The 22,174-nt window shown below is 62.9% G+C and carries 18 protein-coding genes and 1 pseudogene; 14 read left to right on the forward strand and 5 right to left on the reverse strand.

Going from position 1 to position 22,174, the window contains the following annotated elements; all coding sequences use genetic code 11:
- Positions 1-180 precede the first annotated feature (180 nt).
- Positions 181-1,674, forward strand: coding sequence for a cytochrome c peroxidase (locus ACUN0E_RS25900; RefSeq protein WP_445568369.1), 1,494 nt, complete (start codon positions 181-183; stop codon positions 1,672-1,674).
- Between the two features lie 53 nt (positions 1,675-1,727).
- Here ACUN0E_RS25900 and ACUN0E_RS25905 read toward each other — a convergent pair whose 3' ends face one another.
- Positions 1,728-1,967, reverse strand: a complete 240-nt coding sequence (locus tag ACUN0E_RS25905) for a hypothetical protein (protein ID WP_408228588.1) — start codon at positions 1,965-1,967, stop codon at positions 1,728-1,730.
- 269 nt (positions 1,968-2,236) lie between these two features.
- Between ACUN0E_RS25905 and ACUN0E_RS25910 the strand changes: the two genes are divergently transcribed.
- A complete protein-coding gene (locus ACUN0E_RS25910) occupies positions 2,237-2,626 on the forward strand; it encodes an RT0821/Lpp0805 family surface protein (protein ID WP_408228591.1) in 390 nt (129 codons plus the stop codon).
- Positions 2,627-2,708: 82 nt separating this feature from the next.
- The gene (locus ACUN0E_RS25915) at positions 2,709-3,158 is read left to right on the forward strand and encodes an NUDIX hydrolase (protein WP_445568370.1); all 450 of its coding nucleotides are present in this window, start codon (positions 2,709-2,711) and stop codon (positions 3,156-3,158) included.
- A 53-nt stretch (positions 3,159-3,211) separates the two neighbouring features.
- Here the strand turns inward: ACUN0E_RS25915 and ACUN0E_RS25920 are convergent, their stop codons facing one another.
- Together ACUN0E_RS25920 and ACUN0E_RS25925 are read right to left on the reverse strand one after the other, a co-directional pair.
- Positions 3,212-4,090, reverse strand: a complete 879-nt coding sequence (locus ACUN0E_RS25920; protein WP_408228996.1) for a transporter substrate-binding domain-containing protein — start codon at positions 4,088-4,090, stop codon at positions 3,212-3,214.
- Positions 4,091-4,363: 273 nt separating this feature from the next.
- Complete coding sequence (locus ACUN0E_RS25925) at positions 4,364-6,073, reverse strand: glutamine--tRNA ligase/YqeY domain fusion protein (protein ID WP_445568371.1); 1,710 nt, start codon at positions 6,071-6,073, stop codon at positions 4,364-4,366.
- 402 nt (positions 6,074-6,475) lie between these two features.
- Between ACUN0E_RS25925 and ggt the strand changes: the two genes are divergently transcribed.
- Both ggt and ACUN0E_RS25935 read left to right on the forward strand, forming a co-directional pair.
- Positions 6,476-8,230, forward strand: a complete 1,755-nt coding sequence (gene ggt / locus ACUN0E_RS25930; protein ID WP_445568372.1) for a gamma-glutamyltransferase — start codon at positions 6,476-6,478, stop codon at positions 8,228-8,230.
- A gap of 164 nt (positions 8,231-8,394) precedes the next feature.
- Positions 8,395-8,955 (forward strand): RBBP9/YdeN family alpha/beta hydrolase, encoded by a 561-nt coding sequence (locus ACUN0E_RS25935; RefSeq protein WP_445568373.1) that lies wholly within the window; start codon positions 8,395-8,397, stop codon positions 8,953-8,955.
- Positions 8,956-9,038: 83 nt separating this feature from the next.
- Here ACUN0E_RS25935 and ACUN0E_RS25940 read toward each other — a convergent pair whose 3' ends face one another.
- Positions 9,039-10,259, reverse strand: a complete 1,221-nt coding sequence (locus tag ACUN0E_RS25940) for a CaiB/BaiF CoA transferase family protein (RefSeq protein WP_445568374.1) — start codon at positions 10,257-10,259, stop codon at positions 9,039-9,041.
- Between the two features lie 447 nt (positions 10,260-10,706).
- On the opposite strand from ACUN0E_RS25940, the gene alaS reads away from it, so the two are divergent.
- Positions 10,707-13,331, forward strand: a complete 2,625-nt coding sequence (alaS, locus tag ACUN0E_RS25945) for an alanine--tRNA ligase (RefSeq protein ID WP_445568375.1) — start codon at positions 10,707-10,709, stop codon at positions 13,329-13,331.
- Positions 13,332-13,476: 145 nt separating this feature from the next.
- On the opposite strand, the gene ACUN0E_RS25950 is transcribed toward alaS, so the two are convergent.
- Positions 13,477-14,388 carry a LysR family transcriptional regulator gene (locus ACUN0E_RS25950; RefSeq protein WP_445568376.1) on the reverse strand — a complete coding sequence of 304 codons (912 nt, stop codon included), beginning with the start codon at positions 14,386-14,388 and terminating at the stop codon, positions 13,477-13,479.
- 118 nt (positions 14,389-14,506) lie between these two features.
- Here ACUN0E_RS25950 and ACUN0E_RS25955 point away from each other — a divergent pair, with 118 nt between their 5' ends.
- The 8 genes and pseudogenes from ACUN0E_RS25955 (at position 14,507) to ACUN0E_RS25990 (ending at position 21,970) form a co-directional block, all read left to right on the forward strand.
- The gene (locus ACUN0E_RS25955; protein WP_445568377.1) at positions 14,507-15,802 is read left to right on the forward strand and encodes a YbfB/YjiJ family MFS transporter; all 1,296 of its coding nucleotides are present in this window, start codon (positions 14,507-14,509) and stop codon (positions 15,800-15,802) included.
- A 131-nt stretch (positions 15,803-15,933) separates the two neighbouring features.
- Complete coding sequence (locus ACUN0E_RS25960; RefSeq protein WP_408394487.1) at positions 15,934-16,965, forward strand: threonine aldolase family protein; 1,032 nt, start codon at positions 15,934-15,936, stop codon at positions 16,963-16,965.
- 210 nt (positions 16,966-17,175) lie between these two features.
- Positions 17,176-17,706: an NUDIX domain-containing protein gene (locus tag ACUN0E_RS25965; RefSeq protein WP_408228621.1), complete on the forward strand. Its 531-nt coding sequence runs from the start codon at positions 17,176-17,178 to the stop codon at positions 17,704-17,706.
- A gap of 90 nt (positions 17,707-17,796) precedes the next feature.
- Positions 17,797-18,276: an acyl-CoA thioesterase gene (locus ACUN0E_RS25970; RefSeq protein WP_445568378.1), complete on the forward strand. Its 480-nt coding sequence runs from the start codon at positions 17,797-17,799 to the stop codon at positions 18,274-18,276.
- 4 nt (positions 18,277-18,280) lie between these two features.
- Positions 18,281-19,219, forward strand: coding sequence for a branched-chain amino acid ABC transporter permease (locus ACUN0E_RS25975; protein WP_408485683.1), 939 nt, complete (start codon positions 18,281-18,283; stop codon positions 19,217-19,219).
- A pseudogene (locus tag ACUN0E_RS25980) lies at positions 19,212-20,505 on the forward strand (branched-chain amino acid ABC transporter permease). The gene ACUN0E_RS25975 and the pseudogene ACUN0E_RS25980 overlap by 8 nt, the downstream one beginning before the upstream one ends.
- Positions 20,502-21,254 (forward strand): ABC transporter ATP-binding protein, encoded by a 753-nt coding sequence (locus tag ACUN0E_RS25985; protein ID WP_408228634.1) that lies wholly within the window; start codon positions 20,502-20,504, stop codon positions 21,252-21,254. Before ACUN0E_RS25980 ends, ACUN0E_RS25985 begins: the two are co-directional and overlap by 4 nt.
- Before the next feature lie 2 nt (positions 21,255-21,256).
- Positions 21,257-21,970, forward strand: a complete 714-nt coding sequence (locus ACUN0E_RS25990; RefSeq protein WP_408228637.1) for an ABC transporter ATP-binding protein — start codon at positions 21,257-21,259, stop codon at positions 21,968-21,970.
- Positions 21,971-22,174: the final 204 nt, after the last annotated feature.

The raw sequence follows: 22,174 nt of genomic DNA on the forward strand, positions 1-22,174 counted from the left end.
CCACGTGCATTGATTACACGGATGGCCGCGAACGAAAGTTTGGAGAAGGAATTTGACAGAAAGATGTAATTAATTACGAATTGCTTTGGTTTCATCATTTCTGTCGGCTGTATGTCATTTAGCCGACATGTCGATGAAATACGCTCGCGGACTTCAATATCGCAAACTCACATCATTCATATGCGGCTTGGTCTCACGGGGATTCGGAAAATGGCGGTTCGGCCGCAGGCACGGCGGCACGCTGGGCCGGCAGGTATTGGCGCCATGCTGACGCTCGCGCTCGCGGCAATGACCATGACCTTGGCGGCGTGCGATGCCGGCTCGTCGGCTGCGGGGAGCACGGCGCAGGCGGGCGGCAAGGCAGATGCAAGCGGCTACGCGCAAGTGAATGCCCGGGCGGATATGAGCGCCAGTGGCAGCGCGGGTGTCGAGTCTCAAGCGAACGCGTCGTCTGCATCTGGGAGTATGGCGACCTCGACCGTTGGAGTGAGCGCCCGTGAAACCGGCCAGACCCGTGCGCAAGTCTACGAATCCGTGCGGCAGATGACGGCGCTGGGCAAGCAGTTGTTCTTCGACGCGTCGCTGTCCGGCTCGGGCAAGCTGGCGTGCGCGTCGTGCCACAGTCCCGATCACGGCTTTTCGCCGGCGAATTCGCTGTCGGTACAACTGGGCGGCAACGACATGCACCGCACCGGCATGCGCGCCGCGCCGACGCTCAAATATCTGCAATCGGTGCCGGCGTTTGCCGAGCACTATCACGAGTCGGACGACGAAGGCGATGAAAGCGTGGATGCCGGGCCAACCGGCGGCTTGACGTGGGACGGCCGGGTCGATCGCGGTTCGGACCAGGCGCGCATTCCGCTACTGTCGTCGTTCGAAATGGGCAGCACACCGGCGAAGGTCACGGCCGCGGTGAAGGCCGCGCCGTATGCCGACGCTTTCCGCGTCGCATTCGGCGAGCATATTTTCGATAGCGACGACGCCACCTTCAAAGCCGTGCTGCAAGCGCTGGAAACCTTCGAGCAGACACCCGAGCTTTTTTATCCCTACACCAGCAAGTACGACGCGTATCTGGCGGGCAAAGCACACCTGACCCAGGCGGAGCTACGCGGTCTGCAAGTCTTCAACGACGAAAAGAAGGGCAATTGCGCGAGCTGCCACATCAGCCAGCGCACCATGGACGGCGCGCCGCCGCAGTTCAGCGACTTCGGTCTGATCGCGATCGGCGTGCCGCGTAACCGCGCGCTGGCGGTGAATCGCGATCCGCATTTCTACGACCTTGGCGCATGCGGGCCGGAGCGTACCGACCTGAAGGGCCGTGCTGAGTTTTGCGGCATCTTCCGCACGCCGACGCTGCGCAACGTCGCGTTGAAGAAGAGTTTCTTCCACAACGGCATTTATCATTCGCTCGATCAGACGGTACGTTTTTATGCGCAGCGCGACACGAATCCGGAAAAGTTCTATCCGGTCTCGAAGGGCAAAGTGCAGAAGTTCGACGATCTGCCGCAGCGTTATTGGGCCAATCTGAATACCGAGCCGCCGTTCGATCGCAAACCGGGCGACAAGCCGGCGCTCGACGAGGCTGAAATCAAGGACGTCGTGGCGTTTTTGAATACGCTCACCGATGGATATAAGGCGGGAGATAAAGCTGGGAAAAGCACGGCCGCGAATTGATCAACGGGCGGTGGCTGTACGGCCAGTTCAGGCAGTATGTGTAGCGGACGTAGTCATCTGCCTGCGCCGGCAAGGATGTAATAGCAGCCGACCAGTAGCAGCGCGAACGACATCAGGACGCACCCAATGCCGACGCGTGTCAGCAGATTCGGCCAGCGTGGGCGCGGGAGGCTATCCATTTGCACGATGCGCCGGGCGAGACCAGGATCGCGACTGATGGCGAACGGCACGAGCGCGACGCAAAACAGCGCGAGCGCGGCGGCAAAGGTTTCGAGGGCAAACGAGATGTCCATAAGAAGGCGTTGGAAGCTTGATCAGCGCTGCAGCGCAACAGACCTATCTTAAGAAGAAGTTTCATCAGTAGATATGAGACGTGTCCTAAAATGACGCGCAGCCGTCCTGGCCGTTCGTTCTGACCAGGCGGGAATCGAACGCTGCAGGCTGCTGCGAGGCCGCTTCGAGGCGGTCACTTCAGGCGGCATGCTATGCTTTTGGGGTCCAGATCACGAGCCGCCGCGAGCGCACTCGAGACCGCCGAACTACTCTTCGAGGAGAACCCTTCATGTCGATGCAAACCCGTGCCCTGTTTCATCTGACCGTCGGTGGTCTACTGCTTGCCGGTGCCGTCGGCGCGCAAGCGGCAAACCTCGGTTTTCTGAACGACACGCCGATCAGCTACATGAAGCAGCGCGACGTCGATTCGATCAAGAATGCCGTGATCACCGCCTTGAATGACAAGCAGGACGGCGAAAGCGCGAGCTGGGTCAATGAAGGCACCGGCAACAGCGTCAAGATCGACGCGACGATCACCATCGCCAGCACCGCGAAAGACGGCGAGCGCACCTGCCGCGACGTCGGCGTCGTACTGAATGCGAAAGGGCAGTCGACGAGCCTGCGTCCGCAGTTCTGCAAACAGGGCAGCGGTAACTGGCAGTTGCAGAAAAAGCACTGAGCATGCGGGCCGGTATGACAACGGGCACCGGCTTGCCGTCGGTGCAGCCTGAAGCCGTGCGCCCTCGCGGCGCAATGCGCCGATGAGCGCGCGGGTCGTCTCGTGCGGTGTCGTACTGCTCGACCCGCACGGTCGAGTCTTGCTCGCGCACGCTACCGAAACATCTCACTGGGACATTCCAAAAGGGCATGGCGAAGAGGGCGAGGCGCCTTACGTCACGGCGTTGCGCGAGATGGTCGAGGAGACCGGCATCGTGATTGAGCCCGAGCGTTTGAAGGATCTCGGACTATTCGTGTACCGGCGCGACAAAGATCTGCATCTGTTCGCGGTGCGTGCAACGGCCGACGAACTCGATCTGACGGTGTGCACCTGCACGTCGCTGTTTCCGCGCCGCTCTGACGGTACGCTGATTCCCGAAATGGACGCATATCGCTGGGCCGCGCCGGACGAGGTCGAGCGGTACGCGAGCCGTAGTCTTACCCGGCTCTTTCAGACCACGCTTTCGCTTGCGGAACTGCATCGAACGCTATAACGGCAGATTTTAAGCGCCGGCGCCACCGGCACCCGCGCGTTTACTCCACGCGCTCAGTCGAGCGCGCGGTCGTTCGGATGCGCGAATAGCGCGCGGTTCTGCTCCGACAGTGGAAAATTCAAATTGATGCCTTGCGGCGGAATCGGCTGCGTGAACCACTGGTTATACAGACGTTCCGCGTCACCGGCAGTCTGGCCACGCGCGATCACGCCGTTCACGAGCGTGCGGAACGGCTCGTCGCCTTTGCGAAACATGCAGGCGTAAACCTCGTAGCCGAGCGGCGTGCCGGTCACCACGAAATCTTCGGGGTGCGTGTCGGTCGATCTGAAACCGTACACAATCGGCTCGTCCATCACGAAGGCCACCGCCCGGTCCTCCTTGAGCGCGGTGAAGGCCTCCGGATGATCGCGTGCGCTCGTGATGCGCATGTTCAGATGCTTTTCTGTGTTCAGGCGGCGCAGCAGGCGTTCGTCGGAAGTGCCTGCGGTTGTCACGACCGTCTTGCCGGCCAGGTCCGGAAAATCCGTGATGCCACTGTTTTTGCGGGCGAGCATGCGTACTGCGTACTGGAAGAAGCTGTCCGAGAAGGCGGCCACGTTTTCACGTTCCACCGTATGCGTAGTTGAGCCGCACTCCAGATCGATCTGGTTGTTCAGCAACATCGGCGTGCGGTTCGACGAGGTCACGGTGATTTCGTGCACTTTCAGTTGCGGCAGACCAAGCGTTTTCTTGATTTCGTCGACGATCTGCAGCGCGATGGTCTGCGAGTAGCCAACGGTGTGCTTGCCGTCGAAGTACGAAAAGGGAATCGACGCTTCACGCACGCCGAGCACGACTACGCCGTCGTCGTGGATTTTCTTCAGCGTGCCGGAGAGTTCTTCCGCATGAGCGGGGCACCCGAGCACCGCCACGCCGAACGCGACCAACGCCATGAGTGCGCAACGCACGCTTTGTGCGACGCGCGGGGCGTGCGTTATGTACGGAGCAGGAGCAGTACACGCCTGGCGCGTACCTCGTGCCGAGCCCCATGCACTGGCCCCGCGGCGGGCTGCAACTTTCATCGGGTCTCCTGGACTGGCGCGTGCACGTATGCCGCGCTGTCACTTGTCGATGGAACATGATGCAACAAAAACGGCGTGCATCCCGCTCACGAAATGCACGCCGTATTCAACTTCAGATGCGCTTCGCGCGGTAGCCGCCCCAGCTTACGCCGGCTTGCCCCAACTGTCGCGCAAACTGACGATGCGATTGAACACGGGCTTACCCGGTTTCGAATCGACGCGGTCGGCGACAAAATAGCCATGGCGCTCGAACTGATAGCGCTGTTCCGGCAACGCGTCACGCGCACCCGGCTCCAGGTAGGCGTTGACCACGCGCTTCGAATCCGGATTCAGCGCTTCGAGGAAGTCGCGGCCACCGGCGTCCGGTTGCGGTTCCTTGAACAGACGGTCGTAGATACGCACTTCGGCCGGGCACGCGGTTGCCGCGCTGACCCAGTGAATGTTGCCCTTAACCTTATAAGTGTTCGCGCCTTCGGTGCCCGATTTGCTGTCCGGGAAGTAATTGCAGTGAACTGCGACGATGTTGCCGTTCTCGTCCTTGTCCGCGCCAATGCACTCGATCACATAGCCGTAGCGCAGGCGCACCTTGTTGCCCGGGAACAGGCGGAAGTAGCCTTTCGGCGGCGTCTCGGTGTAGTCGTCGCGCTCAATCCACAGTTCGCGCGAGATCGGAAACTCGCGGATGCCCTGTTCTGGATGATGCGGGTGGACCGGTGCGCTGCACGGCTCGGTCACGCCTTCAGGGAAGTTGTCGATGATCAGCTTGACCGGATCGAGCACGGCTGCGGTGCGCGGCGCCTTATCGTCCAGATCGTCGCGCAGCGCGCCTTCGAACACGCTCATGTCGATCCACGAATCGACCTTGGTGACGCCAATACGCTCGCAGAACAACTGGATCGCTGCCGGCGTGAAGCCGCGGCGGCGCACACCGACAATGGTCGGCATACGCGGATCATCCCAGCCCTCGACATGACCTTCGGTCACCAGTTGCAGCAGTTTGCGCTTGCTGGTGATCGCATAGGTCAGGTTCAGGCGCGAAAACTCGATCTGTTGCGGCAGCGGGCGCGTGAAGATCCCGGCTTCGGCCAGTTCGTTCAGAATCCAGTCATACAGCGGGCGATGGTCTTCGAACTCGAGCGTGCACAGTGAGTGGGTGATGTTTTCCAACGCGTCCGAGATGCAGTGCGTGTAGTCGTACATCGGATACACGCACCATGTGTCGCCGGTGCGGTAGTGGTGCGCGAAGCGGATCCGGTAGATGACCGGGTCGCGCATGTTGAAGTTCGGCGACGACATGTCGATCTTCGCGCGCAGCACATGCTCGCCTTCCTTGAACTCGCCGGCTTTCATGCGGCGGAACAGGTCGAGGTTTTCCTGCACCGAACGGTCGCGGAAGCGCGACGGCGTGCCGACCTCGGAGGCCGAGCCGCGGTTCGCGCGCATTTCTTCGGCCGACTGGCTGTCCACATACGCTTTGCCGCGTTCGATCAGCAGTTCGGCGAACTCGTACAGCTTGTCGTAGTAGTCGCTTGCGAAGTAGAGCTGTTCGTTGCCGTCTTTTTCCCACTCGAAACCGAGCCAACGCACGGAGTCGATGATCGAATCGACGTATTCGACGCTTTCCTTTTCCGGATTCGTATCGTCGAAGCGCAGATGGCACACGCCGCCGTAGCTGCGCGCCACGCCGAAGTTCAGGCAAATGCTCTTGGCGTGGCCAATGTGCAGATAGCCGTTCGGCTCAGGAGGAAAGCGCGTTTCGACGCGCTGGCCCCACTTGCCGGTGCGGTTGTCTTCGTCAATGATATTGCGGATGAAATTGGATGCCGCTGGCGCGTCGTTGCGTTCGGTATTCATGCGAGAAGGTGAAAGTCGGTCGGGGCGCGCAATGCGCCCACTTATCCGTCAATTCTACCTGACGAGTTCGCTCGCGGCAGGCGAGTGCGGCGCGCAGCCAACGTTTGAGCGGTTTCGGCTGTTTTTTGGGGGCAGGTGAAATCCGGCAGGCTGCGTTTAAGGTGCTGTAACAGGAGGTAAAACGGTTTGTTGGCGCATGCGCCAGCGATTTAGGATGCGGTCGGCGCACTCTCCGCCTGCGCGCTGCCCGATCTTTTGCGGGGTAGCGCGGCCCACGCCCGGTCGCGCAACGCGTGCTCGCGCCGCCGCAGTCCAGTCAGGACACGCTTCCCTTGTCGTTTTGCACGAACCTATGCCATTCGTGCAACATGATGTCCTCAGTTAGTTCCCGGAGTTTCTCGGATGTCCGTTCCCTCGCACGACGCGCCTCGCGCGCCTTTCGCCTCTTTGTTTTCCGCCCGAATCGTGACGGCCGCGGCCATGTTCGGCACGCTCGCCGGCAGCTTTGTCGCACCGGCCCCCGCGCTCGCGAAAACGCCGCCGCCAAAGGCCGTACTGGACGCGTCGGCGGTGGCCGTGCCGGATCGCTACAGCGCCGACACCGCGCAGCAGATATTCGCCGCCGGCGGCAACGCGGTGGACGCCGCCGTGGCGATCGCTTTCACGCTGGCCGTGACCTGTCCGGATGCGGGGAATATCGGCGGCGGAGGGTTCATGACGGTATTCATGGACGGCAAACCGTACTTTCTCGACTACCGCGAGCGCGCGCCGCAACAGGCAACCCGCGACATGTACCTGGACGATAAAGGCAACCTCGTGCCGGGTATGAGTCTCGTCGGCCATCGCGCGGTGGGCGTGCCGGGCACTGTCGAGGGCATGTGGGAAGCGCAGCAGCGCTTCGGCAAGCTGAAGTGGAAACAGGTGCTGGCGCCCGCAATCCGTTACGCCACTGACGGCTTCCAGGTCGAGCCGTGGTTGCAGCAGCGTCGCGACGCGGCGGCGAAGAATTTCGCCGGCAAGACCAACTTCAATGCCTACTTCTCGAACCTGAAGGCGGGCGTGATGTTCCGCCAGCCTGAACTCGCGCAAACCCTCTCGCGCATCGCCGGCGATGGCGGCCGAGAGTTCTACGAAGGCCACACCGCGGATCTGATCGCCCAGCAGATGTACGGCCACGGTCTGCTCACGAAGCAGGACCTGATTCAATACAAGGCCGTTTGGCGCCAACCGCTCACCGCCGATTGGAACGGCTACAAGATTGTGACCGCGCCGCCGCCGAGCTCGGGCGGTATCGGACTGATCCAGATGCTGAAGATGAAAGCCGATCTGAAGCAGGCGTTCGATGGTCTCGAGCTGAATTCCGTGCCGTATATCCATCTGATCGCGCAGATCGAAGACCGCGTGTTCGCCGATCGCCAGCAATACATCGGCGACCCCGATTCGTACAAGGTGCCGGTCGACAAACTGACCGACGACGCCTACCTCGCGCAACGCGCCGACGAAGTGAAACCCGACGAAGTGCCGGGCGCCGTGCCTGTCAAAGGCGGCCTCGGCGACGCCCTGCCGGAAAAAGCGCAAACCACGCATTTTTCGGTGGTCGACAAGTGGGGCAACGCCGTGTCGAATACCTATACGCTGAACGGGTCGTTCGGTTCCGGTGTGGTGGTGGACGGCGGCGGCTTCATGCTCAACGACGCAATGGACGACTTCGTCACCAAGCCGGTTGCCGTTGGCGCGCCGGGCGCTGCGGCCGACGACCTGAACACGGTGGCGCCGGGACGGCGGCCGCTTTCGTCGATGACGCCGACCATCCTGTTGAAGGACAACAAGGTGTCGCTCGTGATCGGCACGCCCGGTGGCTCGCGAATCCTCACGTCGATTTTCCAGGTGATGACCAACCTGTACGATTTCAATATGACGCCCGCCGACGCTTTGGCCGCGATGCGATTCCATCATCAATTGCTGCCGCCGAAGACGATCTACTTTGAGCCGTATCACCCGATCACGGGTGAGCTGGCCGACCAGTTGAAAGCCAGAGGCTACACGCTGGAAGGGCAGTCGTTTAATGGTGACGTGCAGATGATCCGCGTCGAAGGCACGACGCCCGAGCCGGCGGCCGATCCGCGTGGCGTGGGTGTGGGCCGCGTCATGCCTTGAAGCGTGGTTTCGGCCGGGCGAAGCGAATAATTGCGGATGGGAACTGCGGAAAGGAACTGCGGAAGCAAATTGCAGAAACGAACTGCAGAAACGAACTGCAGAAACGAACTTGATAACCGCATTTGATAAAACCACCTGAAAAACAAACTGCGACGGGGAGCGCAATGAGCGGACAAAAACTAAACGTACTCGTACTGCCGGGCTACCAGAATTCTGGAGCGGGGCACTGGCAGACACGCTGGGAAGCGCTCGATCCCGCCTTCGTGCGCGTGCAGATGCCGGACTGGGACCATGTGGCGCGCGACGCGTGGTGCCGCACGCTCGATGCCGCGGTGGCTGCAGCCGACTCGCCAGTGGTGTTGGCCGCGCACAGCCTTGGCTGCCTGACGACCGCCTTCTGGGCGTCGCAGTACGCGAGCGCAGCCCAGCTGGCGAAGGTGGCGGGCGCACTGCTGGTGGCGGTGCCCGACCCGTCAGGGGCACATTTTCCGCAGGATGCCAGCGGTTTTGCGCCGGTGCCGCTTGCGCGCTTGCCGTTTGCGAGCATCGTTGTGGCGAGCAGTGACGATCCGTACGGCGGCGTGTCGTTCTCGCAGACCTGTGCGAGCGCATGGGGTAGCCGCTGGATCGACATCGGTCCGCGTGGTCACATCAATGCCGACAGTGGGCTCGGCGATTGGGACGAGGGGCGGCGCTGGCTGGCTTCGTTGGGCGAGCGGCGGTGAACTCGTCATCGCCGGCGTAGCCAGATGGCGATTGATCTGACACCCTCAGCCAGGCTGAAAACCGGCGCCGTAGAGGCCCTGCCTCAAATCACCGACTGGTCCCGCAACGCCGCAATCCGAGCCTCGTCATAACCCAGCACGTCGCGCAGGATGCTATCAGTGTGCTCACCAAGCATTGGCGGATGGGACAGCGCTTCGGGCGGTGTGCCGGTCATGTTGATCGGATTGCGCACGAGTTTGACCGTGCCGCCCGACGGATGCGGCAGATCGACCCGCATGCCGCGCGCCACCACCTGCTCGTTCTCGAACACTTCGCCCAGATCGTTGATGGGCCCGCACGGCACACCGGCCGCTTCCAGGACGGCAATCCATTGCTGCTTGCCCTGCAGACGTACCATGTCGGCAAGGATCGGCACGAGAATGTCGCGGTGGCGCACGCGCGCCGGATTGGTCGCGAATCGCTCGTCGTTGGCGAGTTCGGCGCAGTCGCCTGCCTCGACGAACTTGCGGAACTGCCCGTCGTTGCCGACCGCGACGATGATCCAGCCGTCGCTGGTCTGGAAGGTCTGGTAGGGCACGATGTTCGGATGTGCATTGCCCCAGCGTACCGGCGGCTGGCCGCTCGCCAGGTAGTTCGAATTCATGTTGGCCAGCATGGCCACCTGCACGTCGAGCAGCGCCATGTCGATGTACTGGCCTTCGCCCGTACGGTCGCGGTGCGTGAGCGCTGTGAGCACGGCGATGGTCGAATACATGCCGGTCATCAGGTCGGCAATTGCGACGCCGGCCTTTTGCGGACCGCCGCCCGGCTGGCCGTCACGCTCGCCGGTAATGCTCATGAAGCCGCCGATGCCTTGCACGATGAAGTCATACCCGGCGCGCTGCGCATACGGTCCGGTTTGCCCGAAGCCGGTCACCGAGCAGTAGATCAGATCGGGCTTCACTTCTTTGAGTGACGCGTAATCGAGGCCGTACTTCTTCAACTGCCCGACCTTGTAGTTCTCCAGCACCACGTCGCTTTGCGCGGCCAGTTCGCGGATGATCCGCTGGCCTTCGGGCGAAGCGATATCGACGGTGACTGAGCGCTTGTTGCGGTTCGCGGCGAGGTAATAAGCGGCTTCACGCGTGTCGGCGCCTTCCGGTGTTTTCAGGTACGGCGGCCCCCAGTGGCGGGTGTCGTCGCCCACTTCAGGCCGTTCGATCTTGATGACGTCGGCGCCGAAATCGGCGAGTGTCTGTGCGCACCAGGGCCCGGCGAGCACGCGTGTGAGATCCAGCACGCGGATATGACTGAGAGCGCCCATATTCTTCAATGTCTCCTGTGTCGACCGGAGTTAGCGCTTTAGCGCTTACTTCGGTCCCATACAAAGTTGTCGACCGGAGTTAGCGCTTTAGTGCTTACTTCGGTCCCATACAAAGTTGTCGACCGGAGCTAGCGGTTTAGCGCTTACTCCGGCCCCATGCAAGATGTGTGGGTGGTGACGCGGCGCGCATGTCGCCGCAAATGGAGGCAATCTTAAGCGATTCCCGCGCACCGGCGCAGTCAGCCGAACGGCATAAGACGCGCGATGCGCCTTGCCGTGTCGCTCGGTATCGAGCCAGACGCGGCCAAACCTGGCCGAATGGCTACGCGGGACAGGGCCGCCGCCGCGTACGGGCGCCGATCCCGTATAATCAGTCGTTTAAGAAACAAACAGTTGGCGCATCCCCATGATGCCGCCGGTAACAGCCAGGACCGTCCCCCGCACGCTATGAAAGCCGCCGAAATCCGCGAGAAATTCCTCAAGTTCTTCGAATCGAAGGGCCATACGATCGTTCGCTCGTCGAGCCTTGTGCCCGGCAACGACCCGACACTGCTTTTCACCAATTCGGGAATGGTGCAGTTCAAAGATGTGTTCCTCGGCGCGGAATCGCGTCCATATTCGCGCGCCACGACCTCGCAGCGCAGCGTGCGCGCCGGCGGCAAGCATAACGATCTGGAAAACGTCGGCTACACCGCGCGTCACCACACGTTCTTCGAAATGCTGGGCAATTTCTCGTTCGGCGACTACTTCAAGCGCGACGCGATCCACTACGCGTGGGAGTTGCTGACGGGCGTGTACCAGTTGCCGAAAGACAAGCTGTGGGTCACCGTCTATCACGAAGACGACGAAGCGCACGACATCTGGGCGAAAGAAGTCGGCGTGCCGGTCGAGCGGATCATCCGCATCGGCGACAACAAGGGTGCGCGCTACGCGTCGGACAACTTCTGGCAGATGGCCGACGTCGGCCCGTGCGGCCCGTGCTCGGAAATCTTCTACGACCACGGCCCGGACGTGTGGGGTGGCCCGCCGGGATCGCCTGAGGAAGACGGCGACCGCTACATCGAGATCTGGAATCTCGTGTTCATGCAATTCAGCCGTGATGCGCAAGGCAACATGACGCCGTTGCCCAAGCAGTGCGTCGACACCGGCATGGGTCTGGAGCGCATCGCAGCCGTGCTGCAGCACGTGCACAGCAACTACGAGATCGATCTGTTCCAGGCGCTCATCAAGGCCGCGGGCCGCGAAACCGGCGTGACCGATCTGACGAACAACTCGCTGAAGGTGATCGCCGATCACATTCGCGCGTGCTCGTTCCTGATTGTCGACGGTGTGATTCCGGGCAACGAAGGCCGCGGCTACGTGTTGCGCCGTATCGTGCGCCGTGCGATCCGCCACGGCTACAAGCTGGGCAAGAAGGGTTCGTTCTTCCACCGCATGGTGCCGGACCTCGTCGTGCAAATGGGCGGCGCCTATCCGGAACTGAAAGACGCGGAGCAACGCGTGACCGACGTGCTGCGTCAGGAAGAAGAGCGCTTCTTCGAGACCATCGAGCACGGCATGTCGATTCTCGAAAGCGCGCTGGCCGATCTGGAAGCGAAGGGCGGCAAGACGCTCGACGGCGAACTCGCGTTCAAGCTGCACGACACTTACGGCTTCCCGCTCGATCTGACGGCGGACGTGTGCCGCGAGCGCGAAGTGACGGTCGACGAAGCCGCCTTCGACGAAGCAATGGCGCGTCAGCGCGAGCAGGCTCGCGCGGCGGGCAAGTTCAAGATGGCGCAAGGCCTCGAATACTCGGGCGCGAAGACCACGTTCCACGGCTACGAAGAAATCGTCTTCGACGATGCGAAAGTGATCGCGCTGTATGTCGACGGCGCGTCGGTCAAGGAAGTGGGCAACGGCCAGCAGGCAATTGTCGTGCTGGACCACACGCCGTTCTACGCGGAGTCGGGTGGTCAGGTTGGCGACCAGGGCGTGCTGGCGAACGCGAGCGTGCGCTTTGCAGTGGCCGATACGCTGAAGGTGCAGGCGGACGTGGTCGGCCATCATGGCACGCTCGAGCAGGGCACGTTGAAGGTCGGCGACGTCGTGAAGGCGGAGATCGACGCGGTGCGTCGTGCCCGCACCGAGCGCAATCACTCGGCCACCCACCTGATGCACAAGGCGCTGCGCGAAGTGCTCGGCTCGCACGTGCAGCAGAAGGGTTCGCTGGTCGACGCGGACAAGACCCGTTTCGACTTCGCGCACAACGCGCCGATGACCGACGAGCAGATCCGTCAGGTCGAAGCGATCGTGAACGCGGAAGTGCTGGCGAACGCGCCGGGCATCGTGCAGGTCATGCCGTTTGACGAAGCGGTGAAGGGCGGCGCGATGGCGCTGTTCGGCGAAAAGTACGGCGACGAAGTGCGCGTGCTCGACCTCGGTTTCTCGCGCGAGTTGTGCGGCGGCACGCACGTACATCGCACGGGTGACATCGGTTTCTTCAAGATCGTGATGGAAGGCGGTGTGGCTGCCGGTATTCGTCGCGTGGAAGCGATCACGGGCGATAACGCCGTGCGCTTCGTGCAGGATCTCGACGCGCGGATCAATGCGGCCGCGGCCGTGTTGAAGGCACAGCCGTCGGAACTGACGCAGCGGATCGTGCAGGTGCAGGATCAGGTGAAGTCGCTGGAGAAGGAACTGAGCGCACTGAAGTCGAAGATGGCTTCGAGCCAGGGCGACGAGCTTGCCGGGCAGGCGATCGAAGTGGCCGGCGTGCATGTGCTGGCTGCCACGCTCGAGGGCGCGGACGTGAAAACGTTGCGCGAGACTGTCGACAAGCTGAAGGACAAGCTCAAGAGTGCGGCGATCGTACTGGCCTCGGTCGAGGGTGGCAAGGTGAGTTTGATCGCCGGTGTGACGGCGGACGCCAGCAAGAAGGTCAAGGCCGGTGAACTGGTCAACTTCGTTGCACAGCAAGTTGGTGGCAAGGGCGGCGGGCGGCCGGACATGGCGCAAGCTGGCGGTACCGAGCCGGCGAATCTGCCGGCGGCGCTGGCAGGCGTGAAGGCTTGGGTCGAAGCCCAGCTTTGATTCGGGTTTGATTGGGCCATGCGGGACGCTGGTGGTTTTTGCGTCCCGCGTGGCCTAAGTGGTTTTTGGCCTTGGCGTGTCTTGCCGGGCATCAAGCTGGCCGATTGCGGTGGCGGTTAGTGTTCCCCGCCACGCAGGCAAAGCATCAAGCCACGCTTACCGATTCAGCGGCAGGTAACTCCACCGCATTCTCTCCCGCCACAAGCGTTTGCCGCAGCGCATTGAGCGCGGACGAAAAATGCCCTCGTCGCCAGACGAGAAGCGTCTCGATCACGCCAATATCCGGAAGCTCATGAACGGCGAGATTGCGCGTATCGGTTTGCAGATCGAGCACTGAGCGCGGTGCCACGGCCACCCCCGCGCCGGCGGCGACACAAGCCACGATCGCATGATACGAGCCGAGCTCCAGAACGCGAGCCGGCCTCACGCCATGCTCCAGATACCACTTCTCGATGTACGTCCGGTAAGCACACCCGCGCTCGAACGCGATCAGCGTCGATAAAGCAATATCGCGCACTTCGTGAATCGGGCGATGGCCTCGCGGCGACAGCATCACCAGTTCTTCGCGGAAAACCGGCACCGTTTCGAACAGTTCGCCGAGCGAGGCGGGGTCCAGCGGCGTCGCGACCAACGCCGCATCCACTTCGAATTCGCGGACCCGCTCGATCAGCTTGCCGGTCGTGCCGGTTTCGAGTTCCAGCGCGACATCCGGCCACTGCTGGTGATAACGCGCGAGCAATCCAGGCAGACGCGTCGCCGCGACGCTTTCCATCGTACCCAAACGCAGGCGCCCGCTCGGACGATCCTCGCGCACCGCATGACGCGCCTCGTCGGCGAGCGCGAGCAGACGCTCCGCGTAGGGCAGCAGCGTTTCGCCAGCCGGCGTCAGAACGAGGCGCCGGCCGTCGCGGATGAACAGGTCGGTGCCGAGTTGCTCCTCGAGTTGCTTGATGCGCGTCGTGACGTTCGATTGCACCCGATTGAGCTTGGCAGCGGCGCGCGTCACACCGTTTTCCCGCACGACAGCCCGAAAAATGGTCAAGGCAGCCAGATCCATTGATCTCTCCTGGCGATGGTTGGTATTCTAATTATTCATTTTTCGTGATCGAAAGGTCAAGCTAATATGAGTTGAAGAAACCGGTGACTGCCGGTCCGATTCCATTTCCGGTTTGCTCATGAACGATCTCGCTTCCAGCACGCACGAAACCCCTGCCGAACGTCATGCCGCCCGCCGGGCGGCGCTTGCCTGCATGGTCACCTTGGCCGTGGTGCTGGGGATTGGACGTTTTGCATTCACGCCGCTTTTGCCGCTGATGCTTCACGGCAGCACGTTCGGTCAGCCGCAGATCGATATCCAGCACGGTGGCTGGCTTGCATCGTTCAACTACGCGGGCTATTTCGTTGGTGCGGTCACCTGCGCGGCGCTGCGGGTCGAGCCGGCGCGCATGGTGCGCGCGGGGCTTGTTGCAACGGTCCTGCTGACGCTGGCAATGGGCGTAACAAGCCAATTCTGGGTGTGGGCTGTCGTGCGCTTTGCCGCCGGCGCGGTTAGCGCCTGGACCTTCGTGTTCGCCTCGCAGTGGGGCTTGCGGCGACTTGCCGGACTCGGCGCGCACGGCTGGAGCGGGGTGATCTATACAGGCCCTGGCGTGGGCATCGTCGGGACGGGCTTGCTGGTCAGCGCTGCAGGCGGTTACGGCGCGACGGTGGGTTGGATTGGCTTCGGGCTCATTGCGGCGGTATTTTCGATCATGGTTTGGTCTGTGTTCGGGACCGTGACCGATCCCACCCCAGCAGGCGCGGCGCGCGCCACGGGCGGATCAACTACCGCCGTTCATGCGAGTCAACGCTCATCCACGAGCCAACTGTCCCCCACAAACCGCCCCCCACACCGGGCCGACGCTTTCTGGTTGATTTTGCTCTACGGCGTGCCCGGCTTCGGCTACATCATCACCGCGACGTTCCTGCCGGTGATCGCGCGCCACGCGCTGCCGGGCTCGTCCTGGCCCGATCTGTTCTGGCCGATGTTCGGCGCTGCCTTGATCGTCGGCGCATTGCTCGCGGCACGCCTGCCGGTGCATTGGGACAACCGCACGCTGCTCGCCGGTTGCTACGCACTGCAAGCTGCCGGTATTGCGCTCGGCATCGTCTGGCCTACGGCGGGTGGCTTCTCGCTCGGCAGCATCCTGATCGGTCTGCCATTTACCGCAATCACCCTGTTCGCGATGCGCGAAGCCCGGCTTCTGCGCGGCGACAAGGCGGCTGGCCTGATGGGCTATGCGACCGCGGCGTACGGCGTCGGTCAGATCGTCGGTCCGCTGGTGGCTGCGCCGATTGCCGAACACACCGGGTCCTTTTCGCCGGCTTTGTGGCTGGCAGCGGGCGCATTGCTGCTGGGCGCGGCCGGCCTGGTCATCGTGGCACGCATGCCACGTGGCCGCGGCCGCATGCCTGATTGCGGCTGCAACTAACGGCTTTCCATTCGACGCCGAGGTATTCGCCCGGCAATTCCCACGATTGAAAAACAAATAACCCCCCGGCGCACTAAAATGACCGTTTTCCCGTCATCTCAGTGCGCCTGTCGCCGGGCGCGCCGCCCGCTATGCAACATTTCGCGTCCGACAACTACGCCGGCATCTGTCCCGAAGCGCTCGAGGCGCTGATCACGGCCAACAGCAGCGGTCACGAACCCGCTTACGGCGACGACTCCTGGACCAATCAGGTCTGCGACCGCTTGCGGGATCTGTTCCAGACCGATTGCGAAGTGTTTTTCGTGTTTAACGGCACGGCCGCCAATTCGCTGGCGCTCGCGTCGCTGTGCCAGTCGTATCACTCGGTGATCTGCCATGAACTCGCGCACATCGAGACAGATGAATGCGGTGGCCCTGAGTTCTTCTCCGGCGGCTCGAAGCTGCTGACCGCACCGGGTGTCGGCGGCAAGCTCACGCCGGATGCGATCGAAGCGGTCGTCACGCGCCGCGCCGATATTCACTACCCGAAGCCGAAGGTCGTCACGCTGACCCAGTCGACCGAAGTGGGCACCGTCTATACCGTCGAGGAAGTGCGCGCGATCGCGGCGATCGCCAAACGGCGTCATCTGAAAGTGCACATGGACGGTGCGCGCTTTGCGAACGCGGTCGCGGCGCTCGACGTGCATCCGTCCGAGATCACGTGGCGCGCGGGCGTCGACGTGCTGTGTTTCGGCGGCACCAAGAACGGTTTGCCGGTCGGTGAAGCCGTGGTGTTCTTCGACCGCGCGCTCGCCGACGATTTCGCCTACCGTCTGAAGCAGGCCGGCCAACTCGCCTCGAAAATGCGTTTCATCTCCGCGCCGTGGCTCGGTCTGCTGGATAACGACGTCTGGCTGCGTAATGGGCGTCATGCGAATGCGATGGCGGAATTGCTGCAAACGCGGTTGCAGGAAATTCCCGGCGTGAGCATCATGTTTCCGAGAGAATCGAACGCGGTCTTTGCGCAATTGCCCGCGCAGGCCGCCAAGGCAATGCGTGCACGCGGCTGGAAGTTCTACGAGTTCATCGGCGCGGGCGGTTGCCGGCTGATGTGCGCGTGGGACACGCAGCCGGAAACCGTCGAGCGTTTCGCCGCGGAAGTGCGCGACTTGTGCATGGCCTGAAACCGCATCGACTGCGCGCCTGAACCAGGCAGGAACGGTGCACCTGAACCGGAAGCTGAAAGCAGGAACCAGACGTTTGAACCAGGCGTACAAACGAGGTTGGAACCAGGCGCACGAACAAGACTACGCACCAGGTGCTGTGCCAGCCGCAGCACGACATTCAACGCTGAACAAAGCCACACACAAAACAGAAGAGACGAGCCACTCGCCATGACCGAATACCAATTTTGCCCGCGCTGCGCCACGCCTTTGACCGAGCGCGCGGATGCCGAACACGAAGGCGGCCGGATCCGCCAGACCTGTCCCGATGCGGAATGCGGCTATGTCCATTGGAACAACCCGCTGCCAGTGGTGGCCGCGATCGTCGAGTACGAAGGCAAGATCCTGCTTGCGCGTAACGCCGCGTGGCCGGAAGGCATGTTCGCGTTGATCACGGGCTTTCTGGAAAACGGCGAGACCCCGGAAGAGGGTATTGCCCGCGAAGTGCTGGAAGAAACTTCGCTGCACGCGGAGACCGTCGAGTTGATCGGCGTGTACGAATTCATCCGCAAAAACGAACTGATCATCGCGTATCACGTGAAGGCATACGGAACGGTCGCGTTGTCGCCGGAATTGCTCGAATACCGGCTGATTGAACCGGCCAAACTGCGTCCATGGCGTGCGGGTACCGGCCAGGCGCTCGGCGAATGGATGCGGCGGCGCGGCTTGCCGTTCGAGTTCGTCGAGAAGCCAGGGCAGTAAGCGCGGCCAATGAACGGGCCAATGACCTTGCGCTCCCGGACGAGCACGGCATGGCTCGAATCTTCTCCCTGACTAAAACGCCACGTCACGATGAACAAACCCGCACCCGCACCCGCACCCGCACCCGCACCCGCACCCGCCACGCGCAGCGCCTACCCGCATTTTCTGCCGATCACCACACGCTGGATGGACAACGACGTCTACGGCCACGTCAACAACGTCGTCTATTACAGCTACTTCGACACGGTGGTGAACGAGTATCTGATCCGTGCGGCCGTGCTCGACTTCGAGCACGGCGCGACGATCGGCCTCGTGGTCGAGACACATTGCAATTACTTCGCGCCGCTGGTGTTTCCCGAGCGGATCGAAGCAGGCTTGCGAGTGATGCGGCTCGGTACCTCGAGCGTGCGTTATGAAGTGGGTCTCTTCAAGGAAGGTGAAGATCAACCCTCCGCACAGGGTCATTTTGTGCACGTGTATGTGGATCGTGTCATGCGTCGCCCGGTGACGCTGCCCGCCGATTTACGCGCGGCGCTCGAACCGCTCACTGTCGCTGTGCAGGCGGAATAGGCGCGTGCAGTCGTTCGTCATCAACCTGCTTAACGGTGTCAGTTACGGCCTGCTGCTGTTCATGCTGTCGGCGGGTTTGACGCTGATTTTCAGCATGCTCGGTGTGCTAAATTTCGCGCACGCGAGCTTCTACATGCTCGGCGCGTACGTCGGCTTTTCGGTGGCGGCGCACGCGGGTTTCTGGAGTGCGCTGGTGATCGCGCCGCTTATCGTCGGCTTGATCGGCGCAGCGTTGGAGCGCTGGCTGCTGCGCCGCGTGCGTGTGCACGGTCATCTTCCTGAGTTGCTGCTGACTTTCGGCGCAGCGTATCTGCTTGGCGAGCTGGTCAAGCTCGGCTGGGGTTTGAGTCCGCTTAGCGCGACCGTGCCGGCCGTGCTCGACGGGCCGCTGTTCACTATCTACGGCGCGGCCTTTGCACGCTATCGGGCCTTCATGATGGCCGTGTCGCTGGCGATGCTGGCGGTGCTCTACGCGGTGCTGCGGGTGTCGAAGGCGGGGTTGATCGTACGCGCGGCGCTGACGCATGCGAGCGCTGTCGAGGCGCTCGGCCACAACGTGCCGCGCGTGTTCACCGGCGTGTTCGCAGCGGGCACGGCGCTCGCCGCATTGGCCGGCGTGATCGGCGCGCCGCTCTTCGTGATCGAACCGGGAATGGCCGAGTCGCTCGGCTCGATCGTGTTCGTGGTGGTTGTGATCGGTGGATTGGGTTCGTTGAGCGGGGCGCTGGCGGCGTCGCTGATCGTCGGTTGCGTGCAGACCTTCGCGGTGGCGAGCGACGTGTCGTTAGGCGATATCACATCGGTATTCGGCGGCGCGCTGCCGGCCGAATGGGACGCGCTCACGCTTGCGCAACTCGCGCCGCTGATTCCCTATCTGCTGCTTGTCGCGATGCTGGCGTTACGCCCGCGTGGACTGTTCGGACGGCGTGACGATCATGCGTGAGCCGCCCGAAAAGTCTACTGAGTTTGCAGCTGCGGTTCGCTCGATGTCGCGAATGGTCGCGCCGTGGCTCGCGTTCGTCCTGTTCCTCGCCGTGCCGCCCTTCGTCTGGCCGCAAAGCTGGCTGCTCGCTTATCTCGCGCAGACCGCGACGATGATCGTGTTCGCGCTCTCGTACAACCTGTTGCTCGGCGAAACAGGCTTGCTGTCCTTCGGTCATGCCGCTTATTCCGGCCTCGGTGCGCTCATCGCGGCGCAAGTGTTCAACCGCATCGGCGTGCCGTTGGCGCTGCTGCCGTTGATTGGTGGCATCGGCGGCGCGCTGTGCGGGGTGCTGTTCGGTTTCGTGTCGACGCGGCGTGCCGGGACGGCTTTCGCGATGATCACACTCGGCATCGGTGAGCTTCGTCGCGGCGGCGGCGTGGACGCTGCCCGACTGGTTCGGCGGCGAGGCTGGCGTGCCGATCGACCGCGCGAGCGGGCCGATGCTCGCAAGCTGGAGCTTCGGCCCGGCGCGCGAAGCCTATGCGTTGATTGCGCTGTGGTGCGTGCTGGCGAGCGTGGCGATGTTCGCATTGTCGCGCACGCCGTTCATGCGGCTCGCCAACGCCGTGCGCGACAACCCGGTGCGCGCCGCGGCGATCGGCTGCTATCCGCGCCGCATCCGCTACGGCGTGGTGGTGATGTCGGCGTTTTTTGCGGGCATTGCCGGCACGCTGGGGCTGATCAATGTCGAACTGGTGTCGACGGAAAGCGTCGGCATGATGCGCTCGGGCGCCGTGCTGATCGCGACGGTGATCGGCGGCACGGCGACGTTTTTCGGGCCGGTCGCCGGCGCGATTGTCTTGACGTTTTTCAGCGTCGCGGTGGCGAGCGTCACGCGGGCTTGGCTGTTCTATCTGGGGCTGTTCTTCATCGTGGTCGTGGTGGCCTCGCCGGATGGACTGGCGGGTTTCGTACAGCGGCACACGGCACGCGTCGCCGCCTACGGTTGGCGCGTGTGCGGCAAGGCTTATCTATGGGGTGCGGCCTCAGCGGTGCTGTGGACGCTGGCCGTCGTGCTCGCGGTGCAGTGGGCTTACGCAGTGCAATTTGGCGCGGACGACGGCGCGGCGTTCAACATCATTGGCGTACCGTTGGAAACCGCGTTGCCGCATCTTTGGCTTGGCGTTGCGGTGTTCATGCTGGCAGCGCCTGGAGCGCTCGCAGCGCACTACGCGGTTCGCGCGCAAGCACGTCTTGCCGTGCGGACAAGCGCCGTGCAGCCGATCACCGGAGACGCACGATGATCCCGGCCCTCGCGGTCTACGGTGTCGAAAAACGCTTCGGCGCCGCGCAGATTCTGCGTGGCGTCGATCTTGCCATCGAGCCCGGCGAGCGCCATGCATTGATCGGCCCGAACGGTGCCGGCAAGTCGACGCTCTTCAATCTGATCGCAGGTGGCGCGCGGCCGAACGCCGGACGCATCGATCTGTTCGGCGCGGAGATCACGCGTCTTGCGCCGGCCGCGATCACACGCCGTGGCCTCGCGCGCAGCTTCCAGACCACCAGCGTGTTCGCTCGCCTGAGCGTGTTCGACAACCTGCGCTGTGCGGCCATGCTGGCCGAGCGCGACCGTACTCGCTGGTGGCAGCGTTTCAGCGGTTCATGCACGGTCGATACGCGCGCCGAGCAGGTGCTCGAAGCAGTGGGGTTGAGTGCGCGCCGGCGTATCCAGGCCGGCACACTGAGCTATGCCGAGCAGCGTGCGCTCGATCTTGGCCTCGCGCTCGCGGGCGGCGCGCATACCTTGCTGCTCGATGAACCTACCGCTGGCATGAACCGCGCCGAGGCAGCGCGCGCCATCGAGCTAATTCGCGCGACCACGGCGGGCCGCACGTTGCTGATGGTCGAGCACGACATGGACGCTGTGTTCGCGATCGCCGACCGCATCTCGGTGCTGGTGCAAGGCCGCATCATCGCGACCGGCACGCCGGCGGCGATTCGCGCAGATGCGGCCGTGCGCGCCGCTTATCTTGGCGACAGCTTCCGCCCATAACCATGACCGTCTTGCTCGACATTCGACAACTGAACGCATGGTACGGCGCAAGTCAGGCCCTGCACGGCGTCACGTTGCAGATCGAAGCAGGCGAAGTTGTGGCGCTGGTCGGGCGTAACGGTTCCGGACGCTCGACGCTGGCGCGCGCGATCATGGGCCTCGTGCGCAGCGAGGGCGAGTTGCGTTTTGCCGGTCATGCGCTCGGCGGCCTTCGGACCTTCGAGATCGCCCGCCTGGGGCTCGGTTACGTGCCCGAACATCGCGATGTCTTTCCGGCCCTGAGCGTCCACGAGAATCTTCAACTCGGTGTGGCGCCGCGCGCTCGCGGGCGCACACCGCGCTTTGCCTTCGACGACGCCTACGAACTGTTCCCCGTCCTGCGCGAAAGAAAACGCACGCGCGCCGGTGCGTTATCGGGCGGCGAACAGCAGATGCTGACGCTCGCCCGGGCATTGCTCGGCGACCCTGACCTGCTGGTTATCGACGAACCCGGCGAAGGCCTGGCCAGCCAGGTGATGGGACAGGTCGCGCAATGTCTGCGGATGCTGCGTGATCGTGGCGTGGCGATGCTGTTGATCGAACAGCGGCTCGTGATTGCGCAAGACATTGCCAGCAGGGTTGCGGTGATGGGACATGGCGAAATTGTCTTCAACGATGCACTGGCGTCGTTTTTGAAGCGACCGGACGTGATGCAGGAATGGCTCGGTGTAGGTTAGCCGGGCTGTGGCATAGCTGCGTGTAATCGCTGGTTCACCGGCCTCGCCGTGCGTATCACCGGCATTGATCGCCTGACTGAGGGACACCCCAGGTGGGCCTGGTTCCATGCGGCGCCAAACTTGGTTTCCCCAGAACCGGGCAGTAGCGTCTTTGGCAGCCATCGCATCGCGTTTTATTGCGGTGCCGCATTCGAATTTGCGGCC

The organism is Paraburkholderia sp. D1E (assembly GCF_052682275.1).